This window comes from Pseudomonas lactucae (assembly GCF_016937615.1).
GTDB lineage: Bacteria > Pseudomonadota > Gammaproteobacteria > Pseudomonadales > Pseudomonadaceae > Aquipseudomonas > Aquipseudomonas lactucae.
In genome coordinates, this window is sequence record NZ_JAFHKI010000201.1 from 1 (window position 1) to 18,420 (window position 18,420).

At 61.3% G+C, this 18,420-nt stretch carries 12 protein-coding genes and 2 pseudogenes; 8 read left to right on the forward strand and 6 right to left on the reverse strand.

What is annotated here, in order from left to right:
- Positions 1–42 precede the first annotated feature (42 nt).
- Complete coding sequence (locus JWR98_RS27665; protein ID WP_003171021.1) at positions 43–1,356, reverse strand: ATP-binding protein; 1,314 nt, start codon at positions 1,354–1,356, stop codon at positions 43–45.
- Between the two features lie 117 nt (positions 1,357–1,473).
- Positions 1,474–2,214 (reverse strand): osmolarity response regulator transcription factor OmpR, encoded by a 741-nt coding sequence (gene ompR, locus JWR98_RS27670; RefSeq protein ID WP_015373500.1) that lies wholly within the window; start codon positions 2,212–2,214, stop codon positions 1,474–1,476.
- Positions 2,215–2,570: 356 nt separating this feature from the next.
- Here ompR and JWR98_RS27675 point away from each other — a divergent pair.
- The 7 genes and pseudogenes from JWR98_RS27675 to tauD all read left to right on the forward strand — a co-directional run bounded on the left by JWR98_RS27675 (position 2,571) and on the right by tauD (position 10,775).
- A pseudogene (locus JWR98_RS27675) lies at positions 2,571–4,894 on the forward strand (Tex family protein).
- Complete coding sequence (locus tag JWR98_RS27680) at positions 4,894–5,277, forward strand: PaaI family thioesterase (protein ID WP_078731099.1); 384 nt, start codon at positions 4,894–4,896, stop codon at positions 5,275–5,277. Before JWR98_RS27675 ends, JWR98_RS27680 begins: the two are co-directional and overlap by 1 nt.
- A gap of 214 nt (positions 5,278–5,491) precedes the next feature.
- Complete coding sequence (gene gshA / locus JWR98_RS27685) at positions 5,492–7,075, forward strand: glutamate--cysteine ligase (RefSeq protein WP_078731098.1); 1,584 nt, start codon at positions 5,492–5,494, stop codon at positions 7,073–7,075.
- Positions 7,076–7,316: 241 nt separating this feature from the next.
- Positions 7,317–8,294, forward strand: a complete 978-nt coding sequence (gene tauA, locus JWR98_RS27690) for a taurine ABC transporter substrate-binding protein (protein WP_205491748.1) — start codon at positions 7,317–7,319, stop codon at positions 8,292–8,294.
- Between the two features lie 17 nt (positions 8,295–8,311).
- A complete protein-coding gene (tauB, locus tag JWR98_RS27695) occupies positions 8,312–9,091 on the forward strand; it encodes a taurine ABC transporter ATP-binding subunit (RefSeq protein ID WP_078731096.1) in 780 nt (259 codons plus the stop codon).
- A complete protein-coding gene (tauC, locus tag JWR98_RS27700) occupies positions 9,088–9,924 on the forward strand; it encodes a taurine ABC transporter permease TauC (RefSeq protein WP_003171011.1) in 837 nt (278 codons plus the stop codon). Before tauB ends, tauC begins: the two co-directional genes overlap by 4 nt.
- Before the next feature lie 14 nt (positions 9,925–9,938).
- Positions 9,939–10,775: a taurine dioxygenase gene (gene tauD, locus JWR98_RS27705; RefSeq protein WP_205491750.1), complete on the forward strand. Its 837-nt coding sequence runs from the start codon at positions 9,939–9,941 to the stop codon at positions 10,773–10,775.
- 372 nt (positions 10,776–11,147) lie between these two features.
- On the opposite strand, the gene mgrA is transcribed toward tauD, so the two are convergent.
- From mgrA to epsC, 4 genes are all read right to left on the reverse strand, one after another.
- On the reverse strand, positions 11,148–12,185 hold the full coding sequence (gene mgrA / locus JWR98_RS27710; protein ID WP_078731093.1) for an L-glyceraldehyde 3-phosphate reductase: 1,038 nt from the start codon (positions 12,183–12,185) through the stop codon (positions 11,148–11,150).
- 108 nt (positions 12,186–12,293) lie between these two features.
- On the reverse strand, positions 12,294–13,622 hold the full coding sequence (locus tag JWR98_RS27715; protein WP_205491752.1) for an OprD family outer membrane porin: 1,329 nt from the start codon (positions 13,620–13,622) through the stop codon (positions 12,294–12,296).
- 178 nt (positions 13,623–13,800) lie between these two features.
- Positions 13,801–15,762, reverse strand: a complete 1,962-nt coding sequence (betT, locus tag JWR98_RS27720) for a choline transporter BetT (protein WP_179119871.1) — start codon at positions 15,760–15,762, stop codon at positions 13,801–13,803.
- Positions 15,763–16,175: 413 nt separating this feature from the next.
- The gene (epsC, locus tag JWR98_RS27725) at positions 16,176–17,102 is read right to left on the reverse strand and encodes a serine O-acetyltransferase EpsC (protein ID WP_078731091.1); all 927 of its coding nucleotides are present in this window, start codon (positions 17,100–17,102) and stop codon (positions 16,176–16,178) included.
- 167 nt (positions 17,103–17,269) lie between these two features.
- Between epsC and JWR98_RS27730 the strand changes: the two are divergent.
- Positions 17,270–18,264, forward strand: a pseudogene (locus JWR98_RS27730) (D-cysteine desulfhydrase).
- The last annotated feature ends 156 nt before the right edge of the window (positions 18,265–18,420 follow it).

Sequence of the window (18,420 nt, forward strand, 5' to 3'; positions counted from 1 at the left end):
GGAGGGGGCTTGCCCCTCCCACATTTTAATCTGCGTTGTTTGCTAAACCGCGTCTCTAGGCAGCATCAAGCCTAACGGCAAGCGCACCCGTGCCTCCAGACCACCGCCCTCGCGGTTGCGCAGTTCGACATTGCCGCCATGCATCGAAGCAATCCGCCGCACAATCGCCAGCCCCAGACCGGTGCCTTTGCCACCCCGCGCACGATCACCACGGGTGAACGGGTTGAAAATTCCTTCCAGCTCGGCCGGATCAATCCCCGCGCCACGGTCCATCACACTCAACACCACATAAGGTGCCGCATTGTCGCCGGATACATACGCCGCCACTTCCACATCGGAACCGGCATGGTGCAAGGCGTTGCCAATCAGGTTGTTCAGCAGGCGCTTCATCGAGATCCGACGCAACGCAAACGGCTGAATCGGCTCAAGGCGCATACGTACCTGTTCGCTACTCTGGTTGTAAGGCGCTACTACTTCACGCACCAGGTCGGTCAGGTCGACTTCTTCCACCACTTCGTCACGGCCATCGCGGATAAACGCCAGGAACTGGTCGAGAATCGCGTCCATGTCCTCGATATCGCGGACCATGTCGTCGGTCAGGTCGGTATGGTTGTCCATCAACTCCAATGACAGACGCAAACGCGTCAATGGCGTACGCAGGTCATGGGACACCCCCGCCAGCATCAGCTCGCGTTCGCGCCCGGCCTGTTCGACGTCTTCCGCCATCTGGTTGAACGCGCCATACACCTCGGTCATCTCACTGGGCGTGTCACTGACCGGCAGGCGCACGCTGCGCCCCTGACCCAACTGGCGCGCGGCAAACACCAGGCGTTTGAGCGGCTGGTTGAGCTGACGCACGAAAATCCAGGCGGAGGCCGTTGAGAGCAAGCCGATCGCCAGGAACCAGCCCAGCACGTTCCAGATCTTCTGCCCCCGCAACGGATGCGGATACAACGGCACCTTGATCCAGGCATCCCCCAGGCTCGGTGCCCTCACCCAGAGCGCGGGCGAAACATGCATGCGCAATCGCACCTCGGTATCCTCGCCCAGCTCGGCCTGCATCTGGCGCTGGTAAATCTCACTGTAGGGCCAGTGCTGCTCGCCCTCAGGGACGCCGGCACCGTCGACCCGGGTCAACGTCGACGCCTTGGCCACCTTTTCGCGGTTCTCAGGGTCTACGGCCCAATAACCACGCAACGTCAGCGCGACACCGTGGCTGTATTGCCGATCCACCAGCACGTCCTCGTTCATCAATAGATAAACCAGTGTGAGTGCCTTGGAAAACAGAACGACGATCAACACCAGCCAAAGGGTGCGCGAGAAGAAACTTTGAGGGAACCACAGCGGGGTTTTCATAGATGAAAGCTGGACACCTTGCAGGAACGAGCGGTGCTCGCAGAATTGCAGACGCCGGGCATCGCGTCGACCCTTATGAAGTCAAACGCGAAGATGCCCGCCTCGGCAAATCATTGGTCACTTGGTTGCGGTGCCATCCGGCACAAACACATACCCCACGCCCCATACCGTCTGGATATACCGCGGCTTGGACGGGTCCGGCTCGATCATCCGGCGCAGACGGGAAATCTGCACGTCGATGGAGCGCTCCAGGGCGTCCCACTCGCGGCCACGGGCCAGGTTCATCAGCTTGTCGCGGGTCAGCGGCTGGCGGGCGTTCATCACCAGGGCCTTGAGCACGGCAAATTCGCCGGTGGTGAGCATATGCACTTCATCGCCACGTTTAAGCTCACGCGTTGCCAGCGACAACTCGTAGTCGCCAAAGGTAACGCTTTCGTCTTCGCTGCCCGGCGCACCGGGAACCGGTGGTGCCTGGCGACGCAATACGGCCTTGACCCGCGCCATCAGCTCATCCGGATTGAATGGCTTGGCCAGGTAGTCATCGGCGCCCAGTTCAAGGCCCTTGATGCGGCTCAGCTCATCGCCCTTTGCGGTGAGCATGATGATGGGGATCTGGTTGTTCGCGCCGCGCAGACGCTTGCAGGCCGTGAGGCCGTCTTCGCCGGGCAGCATCAGGTCGAGCACGACCAGGTTGAATACTTCACGCCCCAGCAGGCGGTCCATCTGCTCGGTGTTCGGCACCGCGCGGGCACGGTAGCCTTTGGAATTGAAGAAACGCTCCAACAGGCTGCTCAGCCCCGGATCGTCATCAACGATGAGAATTTTTTCGCCTTCAGCAGTTTGTGCAGTGCTGCTCATTGGATGCTCCTCTTATCTCGGCGCGCATTATGGCCTAGCTGCCGTTATACGCACCGTGTGCATTGTTAGCAGATTTTTCCTCCACTGCCAGCGAACCCGCGCCCTACAACCCTGCGTGCAGTACCCCTCAAGGACAGAACGCTGGTTATAATGCGGCGCCTTCGTGCAGGGCAACGTCAGATCGTTAGCGTTTACTGCCGGGCTTTTTTTACCCGCTTGTCGTGATTTTTTCGATTTCGAGGGTCAATAGGCTGCCTCTTGACCCAGGTAGCGGCGCCAGTCGGGCCGCTCAACCAGCCGCGCAAGGCCTTGTTTTCCGGGCCTGCGAGCTGCTTTTCAGAATTTCAGGTGGTTTTATGGACAGCATCAACAGCCGCATCGCCGAGGAACTCGGTGTACGCCCACAACAGGTCGAAGCGGCCGTCGCTCTACTGGATGAGGGCTCCACGGTGCCCTTCATCGCCCGTTACCGTAAAGAAGTGACCGGCAGCCTCGACGACACCCAACTGCGTCACCTGGAAGAGCGCCTGCGCTACCTGCGAGAACTCGACGAACGGCGCATCAGCATCCTCGCCAGCATCGAGGAACAGGGCAAGCTGACCCCGCAACTCGAGCGCGACATCAAGCTTGCCGACACCAAGACCCGCCTCGAAGACCTCTACCTGCCTTACAAACAGAAGCGCCGCACCAAGGGCCAGATCGCCCTCGAAGCCGGCCTGGGCGAACTGGCCGACGGGCTGTTCAACGACCCGTCGCTGACCCCGGAAGCCGAAGCCGCGCGTTTTGTCGATGCCGAAAAAGGCATCGCCGACGTCAAGGCCGCCCTCGAAGGCGCCAAGTACATCCTCATGGAGCGCTTCGCCGAAAACGCCAGCCTCCTGGAAAAACTGCGCACTTACCTCAAGCAGGAAGCCATCCTCAGCGCCCGCGTCATCGCCGGCAAAGAGGAAGAAGGCGCCAAGTTCCGCGATTACTTCGAACACGACGAACCGCTGAAAAGTATGCCGTCGCACCGCGCACTGGCGATTTTCCGTGGCCGCAACGAAGGCATTCTCAGCTCTTCGTTGAAAGTCGGCGACGAGTTGCCGGGCACCATGCACCCATGCGAAGGCATGATCGGTCAACAATTCGGCATCCAGAATCAGAACCGTCCTGCGGACAAGTGGCTCGGTGAAGTCGTGCGCTGGACCTGGAAGGTCAAGCTCTACACCCACCTGGAAACCGACCTGCTCGGTGAGCTGCGCGACGGCGCCGAAACCGAAGCGATCAACGTGTTCGCCCACAACCTGCACGACCTGCTGCTGGCCGCCCCGGCGGCCCGCGCGCCACCCTGGGTCTCGACCCGGGCCTGCGCACCGGCTGCAAGGTCGCCGTGGTCGATGCCACCGGCAAGCTGCTGGACCACGCCACCGTGTACCCGCACGTGCCACATAACAAGTGGGACCAGACCCTCGCCATCCTGGCCGCCCTGTGCGCCAAGCATTCGGTGGACCTGATCGCCATCGGCAACGGCACTGCCAGCCGTGAAACCGACAAGCTGGCCGCCGAGCTGATCAAAAAATACCCAGCGATGAAAATGACCAAAGTCATGGTCTCCGAGGCCGGCGCTTCGGTGTACTCGGCATCGGAGCTGGCGTCCAAGGAGTTCCCGGACCTTGACGTCTCGATCCGTGGTGCGGTGTCCATCGCCCGCCGCCTGCAGGACCCGCTGGCAGAACTGGTGAAAATCGACCCAAAATCCATTGGCGTCGGCCAGTACCAGCACGATGTGTCGCAGCTGAAACTGGCGCGTGGCCTGGATGCCGTGGTTGAAGACTGCGTGAACGCCGTCGGCGTGGACGTCAACACCGCCTCCGTGGCGTTGCTGGCGCGGATCTCCGGCCTCAACGCCACGCTGGCGCAGAACATCGTGACCCACCGTGACGAAAACGGCGCCTTCAAAACCCGCGCCGCGCTGAAAAAAGTCGCGCGCCTGGGCGAGAAAACCTTCGAACAAGCCGCCGGTTTCCTACGCGTCATGAACGGCGATAACCCGCTGGACTCGTCGGCCGTCCACCCGGAAGCCTACCCGCTGGTGCAACGCATCGCCGCCGAGACCGACCGCGATATTCGCTCGCTGATCGGCGACGCTGCCTTCCTCAAGCGCCTGGACCCGAAGAAGTACACCGACGAAACCTTCGGCGTGCCGACCATCACCGACATCCTGCAAGAGCTGGAAAAACCCGGTCGCGACCCGCGCCCCGAGTTCAAGACCGCCGAGTTCCAGGACGGCGTCGAAGACCTGAAGGATTTGCAGCCGGGCATGATCCTCGAAGGCGTGGTGACCAACGTGACCAACTTCGGCGCCTTTGTGGATATCGGCGTGCATCAGGACGGTTTGGTGCATATCTCCGCGCTTTCGGAGAAGTTCATCAAAGACCCGCGCGAAGCGGTGAAAGCCGGTGACGTGGTCAAGGTCAAGGTCATGGAAGTCGATATCCCGCGCAAACGCGTCGGCCTGTCGATGCGCATGAGCGACACGCCCGGCGAGAAAATCGACGGTGCCCGTGGCGCACGCCCTGGCTCCGCACCGCGCCAGTCGCAGAACAACGCACCGCGCAAGGAAACCGCGACCGCAGCGCCAAGCAACAATGCCATGGCCTCGCTGTTCGCCAACGCCAAGCAATTGAAGAAACGCTGATGGAAATGCCCGCCGGGCTGACCCAGAGCGCGTTCAGCGAACTGATCGGCTGCCGCCTGCAACGCCTGGAAGACGGCGTTGCCGAGGTGGCCCTGACCCTGGAGCCGCACCTGCGTAACCGCGCGGGCAAGCTGCATGGCGGGGCTATTTTCAGTCTGGTCGACATCACCATGGGCCTGGCCTGTTCCAGCGTCCATGGCTTTGACCAGCAGAGCGCGACCATCGAATGCAAGATCAACTACATCCGCGCCGTCGAAGACGGTGACGTACTGTGCACCAGCCGCGTGATTCACGCCGGCAGACGCACCCTGGTGGTCGAAGCCGATGTGTATCAGGACGAAAGACTTGTCGCAAAAGCGCAGGGCACGTTCGCTGTCCTATAGCTCCCCACCCTTGATTTGAGTTAATTTCGGCGCTGCGATAACAGCGTCGGAATTTTCCTGCTGTGCTGTAGCCCAACTCATGGAATGAAGTAGGCTTATTAGTAGCGGGTCAAATCGACTCAAAACCAGGCGATCACGCCAGTTTTAACTTCACCCTTGTAGACCGTCCTGCCCACCCCCATATTGGGGCGACTGACGCGTGAAGGAATCCAACTTGAGCGAACTTCTCAACCGCCGCCTGGCCCTGCTCGGCAAGCGCGAACACCTCTCCCTGCTAGAGCACTGCCTGCACGGCATCGAGCGTGAATGCCTGCGCGTCACCGGTGAGGGTCGCCTGGCACAAACGCCGCATCCCGAAGCCCTGGGCGCCGCGTTGACCAACGAATTGATCACCACCGACTACTCCGAATCGCTGCTGGAGTTCATTACCCCGGCCCTGCCCAACCCGGCCGATACCCTGAGCAGCCTGGACAAGATCCACCGCTTTGCCTATTCCAAGCTCGGCAGCGAATACCTGTGGAGCCCGTCGATGCCGTGCCCGTTGCCAGCCGAGGAAGATATTCCGATTGCCTACTACGGCACCTCCAATATCGGCCAGCTCAAGTACGTGTACCGCAAGGGCCTGGCCCTGCGATACGGTAAGACCATGCAGTGCATCGCCGGCATCCACTACAACTTTTCGCTGCCGGAAACGCTGTGGCCGTTGCTCAAGGAGACTGAAGGATTTGTCGGCACCGACCGCGATTACCAGTCCAACGCCTACATCGCGCTGATCCGAAATTTCCGCCGCTACAGCTGGCTGCTGATGTACCTGTTCGGTGCCTCGCCGGCGCTGGACGCGGGGTTCCTGCGCGGTCGCTCGCACCAGTTGGAAGTCCTCGACGCCGACACCCTGTACCTGCCCTACGCTACCAGCTTGCGTATGAGCGACCTGGGTTACCAAAGCAACGCCCAGGCCGGCCTGACGCCTTGCTACAACGACCTGGCGAGCTACACCGACAGCCTGCGCACAGCTGTGGCAACGCCCTACGCGCCCTACGTCGAAGTCGGCACGCATAAGGACGGTGAGTGGGTGCAGCTCAACACCAACATCCTGCAGATCGAAAACGAGTACTACTCCAACATCCGCCCCAAGCGCGTGACCTACACCGGCGAACGGCCGATCCAGGCGCTGATGGCCCGCGGCATTCAGTACATCGAAGTGCGCTGCCTGGACATCAACCCGTTCCTGCCGATGGGCATCGACCTGCCGGAGTCGCGTTTCCTCGACGCGTTCCTGCTGTACTGCGCTCTGAATGACAGCCCGCTGTTCGCCAATAACGAATGCGGTAACGCCACGTCCAACTTCCTCAGCGTGGTCAAGGAAGGTCGGCGTCCGGGCCTGGAGCTGCGGCGTGACGGTGCGTCGGTGGACATGAAGGCCTGGGCCACCGAACTGCTGGAAAAGATCGCACCGTTGGCCGCGCTGCTTGATCAGAGCCATGGCATCGGCGAACACAGCCAGGCGCTGGACGCCCAGCTGGCCAAGGTCCAGGACCCGTCCTTGACCCCGTCGGCCCAGGTGTTGGCGGCGATGGCCGAGCGTAAGGAGAGTTTTGCGCAATTCTCCCTGCATCAGAGCCAGCTGCACGCCGAGCATTTCCGCAAGGAGCCGCTGGCGGCCGAAGAGCAGGCACGTTTTGAAGAACTGGCGCGCACGTCGCTGGCGCAGCAGGCGGAGCTGGAGCAGAACGAAGTGGGCGATTTCGATGTGTTTGTCGGGTCGTACCAGGCGAGCATTCTCGCCATCAGCAACTAAGGACCTACACGGCCTCCTGTGGGAGGGGGCTCGCTCCCGATAGCAGAGTGTCCGTCACCCAATCAGTGACTGACCACCTATATCGGGAGCAAGCCCCCACATTTAACCCTCCATCAGGCTCAAGATTTGCTTCAACCTTTCGCCCATAAGCTAATTCGAAAAAGTTATTTATTTTCCAATTCTTAGATCATTTAGTCTCCTCGCACGCCGACCCCCGGCCGCACGATTGAGGAGCTTCCCCTTGAAACTGTTAACCCCTCTGCGCCTCTTGGCCGCATTGTCCCTGGCCGGTGCCAGCCTGTTTGCCCAGGCAGCGGATGTGACCATCGCTTACCAGACCACCGTAGACCCGGCCAAAGTCGCCCAGGCCGACGGCGCGTACGAAAAAGCCACTGACGCCAAGATCGACTGGCGCAAATTCGACAACGGCGCCGACATCATCGCCGCCATTGCTTCCGGCGATGTGCAGATCGGCTACCTCGGTTCCAGCCCGTTGACCGCCGCCATCACCCGCAAGGTGCCGGTCGAGACGTTCCTCGTCGCCACCCAGATCGGCGGTGCCGAGGCTCTGGTAGCGCGCGACGGTTCGGGGATCAACAACCCTCAGGACCTGATCGGCAAAAAGATCGCCGTGCCCTTCGTGTCCACCGGCCACTACAGCCTGCTGGCCGCGCTGAAGCACTGGAACATCGACCCTTCGAAAGTCACCATCCTCAACCTCGCGCCGCCGGCGATCATCGCCGCCTGGAAGCGCGGTGATATCGACGCCACCTACGTGTGGGACCCGGCCCTGGGTGTGGCCAAGGAAAACGGCAAGGTGCTGATCACCTCTGGCGAGCTGGCCAAGTTCGGTGCGCCGACCTTCGACGCGTGGATAGTGCGTAAAGACTTTGCCGAGAAACATCCGGAGATCGTCACGGCCTTCGCCAAGGTCACTCTGGATGCCTACGCCCAATACCGCAAAGACCCAAAAGCCTGGCTCGCCGACAAAAGCAACGTCGACAAACTGGTGAAGCTCTCTGGCGCCAAGGCCAGTGATATCCCGCTGCTGCTGCAAGGCAATGTCTACCCGCTGGCCACTGACCAGGTGACCCTGCTGGGCGCACCCACCACCAAGGCCGTGACCGACACGGCTGCGTTCCTCAAGGAACAAGGCAAAGTCGACGCCGTGCTGCCGGACTACGCCCCTTACGTCAGCGCCAAGTTCATCACTCACTGATTCAGGAGTTCATCGCGATGGCCTTGCTACAACTGGAGCGCATCAGCGCACAGTACCCAGGCGCCCCGGAACCGGTACTGGCGGATATTTCACTCGAACTTGGGCCCCGGCAATTGCTGGTCGCCCTCGGCCCGTCCGGCAGCGGCAAGACCTCGCTATTGAATCTGATTGCCGGTTTTGTCGAACCCTGCGCCGGGCGCATCACCCTCGATGGCGTGCCGGTCAAGGGCCCGAGCGCCGAGCGTGGCGTGGTGTTCCAGGACGACGCATTGCTGCCCTGGCAGGACGTCCTGGCCAACGTCGGTTTCGGCCTGGAACTGGCGGGCGTGCCCAAGTCGCAGCGGGAAGTACGCGCACGGGAAATGCTCGCCCTGGTGGACCTGGCCGGCTTCGACAACCGCCGCGTCTGGCAGCTTTCGGGCGGCCAGAAACAACGTGTTGGCCTGGCCCGCGCCCTGGCGGCCGACCCGCGTGTATTGCTGATGGACGAACCCTTCGGCGCCCTCGATGCGTTCACCCGCGAGCAGATGCAGGAATTGCTGCTGCAAGTCTGGCGACGCACGGCCAAACCGGTATTCCTGATTACCCATGACATCGAAGAGGCCGTGTTCCTCGCCACCGATCTGATCCTGCTGGCGCCCAACCCCGGCCAGATCGTCGAGCGCCTGCGGCTGGACTTCGGTCAACGCTACGCGGCCGGTGAGTCGGCGCGGGCGATCAAGTCCGACCCGCGCTTTATCGAAACCCGTGAACACGTTCTGGGTAAAGTGTTCTCGCAACGGCAGGTGTCCGCATGAGCAGCTATGAACTCCCCGCCACTGCCGTCAAGCCGGCGGCGCGCACAGTCATTCCCGTACGGCGCAGCCTGAGCACACGCTGGATCAGCGTGTTGACCCTGGTCGTGTTACTGGCGATATGGTGGGCCGTGACCGCCACCGGTTTGATCGAACCCCTGTTCCTGCCACCGCCGTCTGCCGTGCTGCAAAAAGGCTGGCTGCTGGCGACCACCGGCTATATGGACTCAACCTTGTGGCAGCACCTCGGCGCGAGCCTCAGCCGGATCGGCCTGGGTTTGGGTTTTGCGGTACTCACCGCTGTACCGGTGGGGATTGCCATCGGTTCCAACCGCATCGCCCGCGGCATTCTCGACCCGTTGATCGAGTTCTACCGACCGATTCCACCGCTGGCCTATCTGCCGTTGATCGTGATCTGGTGCGGCATCGGCGAGCTGTCCAAGGTACTGCTGATTTACCTGGCGATTTTTGCGCCAATCGCCATCGCCACCGCGACCGGCGTGCGCACCGTCGACCCGGCCAAACTGCGTGCGGCGCAATCGCTGGGCGCGAGCCGCGCCCAGTTGATTCGCCACGTGATCCTGCCCAGCGCCCTGCCCGACATCCTCACCGGTGTGCGCATCGGTCTTGGGGTGGGCTGGTCGACACTGGTGGCCGCCGAACTGATCGCCGCCACCAGCGGCCTGGGCTTCATGGTGCAGTCGGCGGCGCAGTTCCTGGTCACCGACGTGGTGGTGCTGGGGATTCTGGTAATCGCCCTGATCGCCTTCGCCATGGAAATGGGCCTGCGCGCCCTGCAGCGTAAACTGGTGCCCTGGCATGGCCAGGCACATTGAGTGATGGACATTAAATGACCCGCCTGACCGTTACGCCATTAAGCACCGCCCTGGGCGCCCAGATCAGTGGCGTCGATATCACCCAGCCGCTCAGTGTCGAACACCGCGATGCCATTGAGCAGGCGTTGCTCAGCCACTCGGTGCTGTTTTTTCGCGACCAAGCCATCACGCCGCAGCAACAGGCGCGATTCGCCGCGAATTTCGGCGACCTGCACATTCACCCGATCTACCCCAACGTGCCGGAACAGCCCGAAGTACTGATCCTCGACACCGCCGTCACCGATGTACGCGACAACGCCGTGTGGCACACCGACGTGACCTTCCTGCCAACCCCGGCGCTCGGCGCGGTGCTCAGTGCCAAGCTGTTGCCGGCGTTTGGCGGCGATACGCTGTGGGCCAGTGGCATCGCGGCGTATGAGGCGTTGTCCGAGCCGTTGAAGCGTTTGCTCGAGGGGTTGACGGCTACCCACGACTTCACCAAATCCTTCCCGCTGGAACGCTTCGGCAACACCGCCGAAGACCTGCTGCGTTGGGAAGAAACCCGTAGGAAGAACCCACCGTTGTCACACCCGGTGGTGCGTACGCATCCAGTGAGTGGGCGCAAGTCGCTGTTTGTCAGTGAAGGGTTTACTACCAAAATCAATGAGCTTGAACCGGCGGAAAGTGAAGCGATTCTCAAGCTGCTGTTCGCCCACGCGACGCGCCCGGAATTCACCATCCGCTGGCGCTGGCAGGAGAACGACGCGGCGTTCTGGGATAACCGCGTGACCCAGCATTACGCGGTGGATGATTACCGCCCGCAGCGGCGGGTGATGCATCGGGCGACGATTCTTGGGGATGTACCGTTCTAGTCGTCATACCGAAAATCAAATGTGGGAGGGGCTTGCCCTCGATGGCGGTGGACCAGTCAGCACATGTATTGACTGATACACCGCCATCGGGGCATAGGTATCCATACACATTTTTTAAACGTTGAAAATCCTCCCTGTGGTGAGCGGGCTTGTCCCGCGCTGGGCTGCGCAGCAGCCCTAAAACCTGCACCTCGATAAGTCCTGACACACAGCGATGACCTTATTGGGGCTGCTGCGCAGATCCGCTGTGGGAGGGGCGGTGCGACGATTCGACTTGCTCCCGATAGCGGTGGGTCAGTTGATATCTACGTGACTGATTCACCGCTATCGGGAGCAAGCCCCCTCCCACACTTTTGACCCAGTGCTATCAGATTATTCAGCGGTCGATGGCTTCTCCCACAGGTTAATCCCACCTTCCTGCGCAAACCGATCGATCTCCGCCAGTTCTTCGGCACTGAAGCTTAGGTTCTTCAACGCCCCGACGTTCTCGATAATCTGCTCCGGCCGGCTCGCACCGATCAGCGCGCTGGTCACCCGTGGGTCACGCAGCGTCCACGCCAGCGCCAATTGCGCCAGGCTCTGGCCACGGCGCTGGGCGATTTCGTTCAGCGCGCGCACGTGGGCGATGTTGGTTTCAGACAGGTGCTTGGCCTGCAACGAACCGCCGCCCGGGCGGTTGACCCGTGCGTCGGCCGGCACGCCGTTGAGGTATTTGTCGGTCAACAAACCCTGGGCCAGCGGTGTGAATGCGATCACTCCGGCGCCCAGCTCCTCGGTGGTGTCGAGCAGGTCTTTTTCCACCCAACGGTTGAGCAGGTTGTAGGCCGGTTGGTGGATCAGCAACGGCACTTTCCAGTCCTTGAGCAGCGCCGCCATTTCACGGGTTTTTACCCCGGAATACGAAGAGATACCGATGTACAACGCCTTGCCCTGTTGCACGGCGGTGGCAAGGGCGCTGGCGGTTTCTTCCAGGGGCGTGTCGGCATCAAAACGGTGGGAGTAGAAAATATCCACATAGTCGACGCCCAGGCGTTGCAGGCTCTGGTCCAGGCTTGCCAGCACGTATTTGCGTGAGCCACCGCCCTGGCCGTAAGGCCCCGGCCACATGTCCCAGCCAGCCTTGCTGGAGATGATCAATTCGTCGCGGTAGTGCTTGAAGTCTTCGCGCAGCAAACGGCCGAAATTGATCTCGGCGCTGCCGTAGGGTGGGCCGTAGTTGTTGGCCAGGTCGAAGTGGTTGATCCCCAGGTCGAACGCGGTGCGCAGCAGGGCGCGCTGGGTGTCGATCGGCGTGCTGTCGCCAAAGTTGTGCCACAGCCCCAGGGACAGTGCTGGCAGCACCAGTCCGCTGCGGCCTACGCGGCGATAAGGGATAGATTCATAGCGGTTTTCGGCAGCAATGTAAGTCATCGAATCCTCTCTTGGACGTAGGCAAATAAGGCGTGGGAATAACCCTATTCCCAGGCCTTTTAACCAGCTGAATCGCTTAAGTCTGCCCTGCCGTTTTACAGCAATTTCCTACCATAGTGGAACGACATAGCTCACATAGAAACGGTTTTCGTCCTGCACCGTAGCACCGGAAATGTCCGGGCTGGCGTGGGCATTTTTCCAAGTCACACCCAGCCCCTTGAGCGTGCCGATAGGGACCTGATACGCCACCGCTACGTTACGTTCCCATTCACTGGTGGTGCCTTGCGCCGTGCGGATGTCGTCGCCATGGGCATAGGCGGCAGAGAACGTCAGGCCGTTGAGGCCGAGTTTGCCCAAGTCATATTTGTACTGCGCCAGCCAGGTACGTTCGCCGGCATGCTGGAATTTGTTCAACTGCATGTTGGTCAGCGCCGGGGTGTCGGCACCCGAGCCTGGGCCTTGGCGAGCATCACCGCTATTGAGGCCGGAGTCCAGGTAGGGGAAGTCGCTGTCACCGCTGTTTTTCTGGATGCCCAGGCCGACGGTATGGCCGTCCAGGCTGTAGCTTTCCAACAGGCTGACAGTGGACTGGTTGATGCGGCCTTTGTTCACGCCGTCGCCGTACAGGCCCGCTGCGGCAAAGTCCTTGTCGCCATCGGCGTTACCGCCCACACCCAGGCTGCGGAACACGCGCACGTCGGTATCGATCGCACCGACCGACAAGACGTCATGGCGCTTGGCGCCGAGGAAGAACTGCTGGTAGTAATCCTCAAGGTTGGAGTACCACAAGCTGACAGTGGTGTGCTGTATGCCGGTGTAATCCGCACCGCCGAACAGGAAGCGGTCACTTTCTTTGGTGCCGCCGGCGGTGATCATGCCCCGGTCACCGGTTTCGTTGCGGATCTTGGTCTTGAAAATATCGCCGCCAGTGAAGGTGAAGTCGCTGAGGTCCCTGGACACCAACTGCACGCCGGTGTTGGTCTGCTGGTACAGGCGCCCGTCGGTATTGGCCAGCACCGGGTTGTTGCCGTACAGCGTACCGACGCGCAACTCATCCTTGGCAAAGCGCATCTTGAACGTCGGACTGAGCACCCCGAACTGGTCGGCGGATTTGCCGTTTTCCAGCGGGAACATGCTGCCGGGATAGCGGCCCTGGTGATCCTTGTCGTTGAGGTCACCACCGGAATCCAGTTTCAAGCCATAGAACGCCTGCAGATCCAGGCCGAAGCCCACCGGCCCCTCGGTGTAGCCCGACTTGAAGTTGAACTCGAACCCCTGCCCCCAATCGCGAATGCTGTGGGCCTTGGCATTGCTGTCCACCACGTCACGCCCCTGCTGGTTGAGATAGCGATTGAGCAGGGTCACGTCGGCATGGCTGTCATCGATAAAATCAGCATGGGCAGACAGCATAAAGCTCGCCATGGCAGCCCCCACCATGGGGCTCATTAACCTCTTCATGTCACCGGTCTCCGTCACTGTTCTGAAATGAAAGCGTCAAACGCTTCACACAATTACGCAGTGGCCAGATGACAGTTGCGCGTCAAAACGCGCGGCGAACGAATGAAATTAACTTTAAGAAAGCCCCGTAGAACGGGGCTTTGCGGGGAGTGAAGCGTCAGCGCACCAGGTGCAAAAACTGCAAGTGTCGCTCGTACTGATCGAGGATGTCGTTAATGATCTGCTCCTTGGTGTAGCCCACCAGGTCGTAGTCCTGGCTGCCTTCGCTCAAGTGCACTTCCGCACGGTAATAGCGGCGGTTGTTGATCTCTTTGGAGCCCATGCCGCCACGGGCGAACGACGGAGTGAAGTAACCACGCATCTGCACTTGGTAGATAAACGGATGCTCCTCGCCATGGCCGATTTCCAGGCTGACGCTGTCGTTGGACGGGTCCGGCTGGGTGACCACGCTCAGGCCCTTTTCGACGAACACGGCGGTCACTTCTTCAATCGCCGGGCGCACTGTCGATTCGAGGAAACGATACACCTCATCGCGCGACGGAAAATGCACCGCCTGGCTCAAACGCTGGCGCCAGCCGCCCTTGCCTTTGCGCGAGGCCGAGATCGGCGCCAGCGAATGCAACTGCGCGATCTGCTTTTGCGATTCAAGGTAAAAGGCTTTATGCAGGCCCCACATCATCAGCAGCAGGATCAACGAGAACGGCAATGAGGTCAGCACCACCGCCGATTTCAGCGAGTCGATACTGCCGGCAAACAGCAAGGCACTGGTGACCAGCGCGGTCATTGCGCCCCAGAACACGCGCAGCCATTTCGGCCCGTCTTCATCGGCGTTGCCGCCCTTGGACGACAAGGTGGACAGCACAACGGTGCCCGAGTCCGCCGAGGTGACGAAGAACACAAAGCTGATAAACACCGTCACCGCGATGACGGTTTTGCTCCAGGGGTAGGTTTCCAGCAGCAGGTAGAGGCTCATCGAGGGATCATCAATGGCCGACTGACCGAGCGCCGCCATGCCGTGGTTGAGCACTTGGTCGATGGCGCTGTTGCCGAAGATCGACATCCACGCCAGGGTGAAGCCCAGCGGGATCAGGAGTACGCCGAACACGAATTCGCGAATGGTACGACCACGGGAAATCCGCGCGATGAACAGGCCCACGAACGGCGACCATGCGATCCACCAGGCCCAATAGAACACCGTCCAACCGCCCAGCCAGTCGCTGGGTTTGTCGTAGGCGTACACATCGAAACTCTTGGTCGGCAAGGCGCCGAGGTAGTCGCCGATGTTCTGGATCAAGGTGTTGAGCAAATGCTGGGTGGGCCCGGCGAACAACACGAACAGCAGCAGCGCACAGGCCAGCAGCATGTTGATGTCGGACATCACCCGCACGCCCTTGTCGACGCCGGCCACCGCGACCAGGATCGCCGCGCCCATCATCAGGGTGATCAGGCCGACCTGGATCCACTGGGTGTGGGCGATGCCGAACAGATAGTCCAGCCCCGAGTTGAGGTGCAGCACCCCAAAGCCCATGTCGGCACCCAGACCGAACACCGTGGCGATGATGCCGAAGCCATCCACCGCGTAGCCGATGGGGCCGTTGATGCGCTTGCCGATCAGCGGGTACAGCGCCGAGCGCAACGCCAGCGGCAGGTTATGCCGGTAGGCGAAATACGCCAGGGCCATGCCGACAAACGCAAACACGCCCCAACCGTGCAGGCCCCAGTGCAGGAATAGGACCTGCATGGCCTGGCGCGCGGCGTCGGCGTTGAGTGGCGCGCCCTGGGGCGGTTGCACCAGGTGCGTCAGCGGCTCGGACACACAAAAGAAAAACAGCGTGATGCTGATCCCGGCGGCGAACAGCATGCCGGCCCAGGACAGGTAACTGAATTCGGGCTCGTCGTGGTCGGCACCGAGTTTTATCTTGCCGTAGCCCGATAACGCGGTGACCACCACGAAGACCAGATACAGGGTCATCGCCAGCATGTAGTACCAGCCGACCGTATTGGCCGCCCAGTTTTGCGCGGCCAGCAGCCAGGCGCCGGCCTGTTGCGGGATAGCGATGACGGTGATGCCGAACAGCAGGATGAAGGTGGCGGCAAAGTAGAAGACCGGCGCATTCATGCGCACCAGGCCGCTGGCTGGGGTGGACGATGCACTCATGAACGATGCACCCCGAGGTTGAAGGATGTGGCTGTAAAAAACGGACTCAGCAAAGGTAAGCCTCCTGTTGTGAGCGGGCAGCGAACCACCGGGTTTAACTTGAACGAACGTTCAAGTTAAACATGAATAGGCAGTTTTGGACTAATCGCAGGGCTGAGCGGTAGACAATTCCTACGCCGGCTCAAGGATTGGTATGACGGGCGGGGGAGGACAATCGTTCAGCGATTGCCGAGTAAATCTGGAATACGATCAAAATGTGGGAGGGGGCTTGCCCCCGATGACGATATGTCAGTCACAGATGCACTGTCTGAACCACCGCTATCGGGAGCAAGCCCCCTCCCACAGGGGATCAATGTGGCCTTCAGGATGGGGCCCTACTTCTGCGCCCCATCATCATGCTGCAAATTCGCCTGCGTGATATTCGCCTCGGCCGGCACGCTGCGGGTCAGCCACACATTGCCGCCAATGGTCGAGCCCTTGCCGATGGTGATACGCCCCAGGATCGTCGCCCCGGCATAGATCACCACATCATCCTCGACGATCGGATGCCGCGGATGGCCCTTCTGCAACTGCCCGTCCTCGTCCGCCGGGAAACGTTTTGCGCCCAATGTGACGGCCTGGTAAATGCGCACCCGCTCACCGATGATCGCGGTCTCGCCGATCACCACGCCGGTCCCGTGGTCGATGAAAAAGCTCGGGCCGATCTGCGCGCCGGGGTGGATATCGATGCCGGTGGCCGAGTGGGCGATTTCCGCGATGATCCGCGCCAGCAGCGGCAAGCCGGCGCGGTACAGGTGATGGGCCAGACGATGGTGAATCACCGCCAGGATTCCCGGATAGCACAGCAGCACCTCATCCACGCTGCGCGCCGCCGGATCGCCGTGGTAAGCGGCCAATACATCGGTATCCAGCAGGCTGCGCAGCGACGGCAAGGCCAGGGCGAAATCCTGGATCAAGCGGATGGCATGAGCGCCGATCTGGCTGTCATCCTCGCCACCCTGGCGCGCGGCGTAGCGCAGTTCCAGGCGCGCCTGGGCGAGCAAGGCATTGAGCGCCACATCGAGGGTATGGCCCACGTAGAAGTCTTCACTTTCTTCGCGCAAGTCCGCCGGCCCCAGGCGCATCGGGAACAGCGCACCGCACAGCGATTCAAGAATCTGCGCCACCGCTTCACGCGACGGCAACTCGCGGCCGCCGTGCTCGCCACTCAAGCGCCCATTGCGCGCTCGCCACTGGTCACGGGCGCCGCGCAGCTGGCTGACGATGGTCTGTAATTGCCAATGACTGGAACGCTCACTCACGGTTTTCACTCCTGACGAAATGCCCATCACTTTACGGTATCCACCCTGGTCGGCCTTAAGAACCAATGGTGCGATGCTCAGAACCATCGGGCATAAGCGAGTGACGGTTGCCCGATGAAAAGTGCCTGCCTATAGTCGCTCCATCCCTTCAACAACCGTGCGTAGCCATGATCAAGCAACAGCTCGACCGTTTTAACCGTCTGGAACTGCTGGGCGGTGCCACTGCCCTGGAAAAACTCGAACGGCTATCGACCTGGCTGGGCCGGGACATTTACGTCAAGCGCGATGACACCACGCCACTGGCCATGGGCGGCAACAAGTTGCGCAAACTCGAATACCTGGCAGCCGATGCCATCGCCCAAGGCGCCGACACCCTGGTGACCGCCGGCGCCATCCAGTCCAACCACGTACGCCAGACCGCCGCACTGGCCGCCAAGCTTGGCCTGGGCTGCGCCGCCCTGCTGGAAAACCCCACCGACACCGACGACGCCAACTACCTGCACAACGGCAACCGCCTGCTGCTGGAGTTGTTCGACGCCAAGGTGGAGCTGGTGGAAAACCTCGACAACGTCGACGACCAGCTCAACGCCCTTGCCGATCGCCTGCGCAGCAGCGGCAAGAAGCCGTACCTGGTGCCCATCGGTGGCTCCAATGCCCTCGGTGCGTTGGGGTACGTGCGCGCGGGCCTGGAGCTGGCCGCGCAGATCGAAGACAGCGGCCTGGAATTCGCTGCGGTGGTCCTGGCCTCCGGCAGCGCCGGCACCCACAGCGGCCTGGCACTGGCGTTGAGCGAAGCGCTGCCGAATCTGCCGGTGGTGGGCATCACCGTGTCGCGCACCGACGAAGCCCAGCGCCCCAAGGTACAGGGGCTGCCGAGCGCACGGCCGAGTTGCTGGGTGTGAATATCCCCGAAGCGTTCAAGGTAATCCTGTGGGACGAATACTTCGGCCCGCGCTATGGCGAACCGAACGCCGGCACCTTGGCCGCGATCAAACTGTTGGCCAGTCAGGAAGGTCTGCTGCTGGACCCGGTCTATACGGGCAAGGCCATGGCCGGTCTGCTGGACGGCATCGGGCGTCAACGCTTTGAAGATGGGCCAATCATCTTCTTGCATACCGGTGGTGCACCGGCGTTGTTCGCCTATGACTCAGTTTTCAACTGACTAAACGCGGACTAAATGTGGGAGGGGGCTTGCCCCCGATAGCGGTGTATCAGTAACAGATGAGTTGGCTGGCACTCCGCTATCGGGGCAAGCCCCTCCCACATTTGCCTGTGTTGAGGTTTGAATCGAGTTCAAACAGTGTTGTTTCAGAACTGT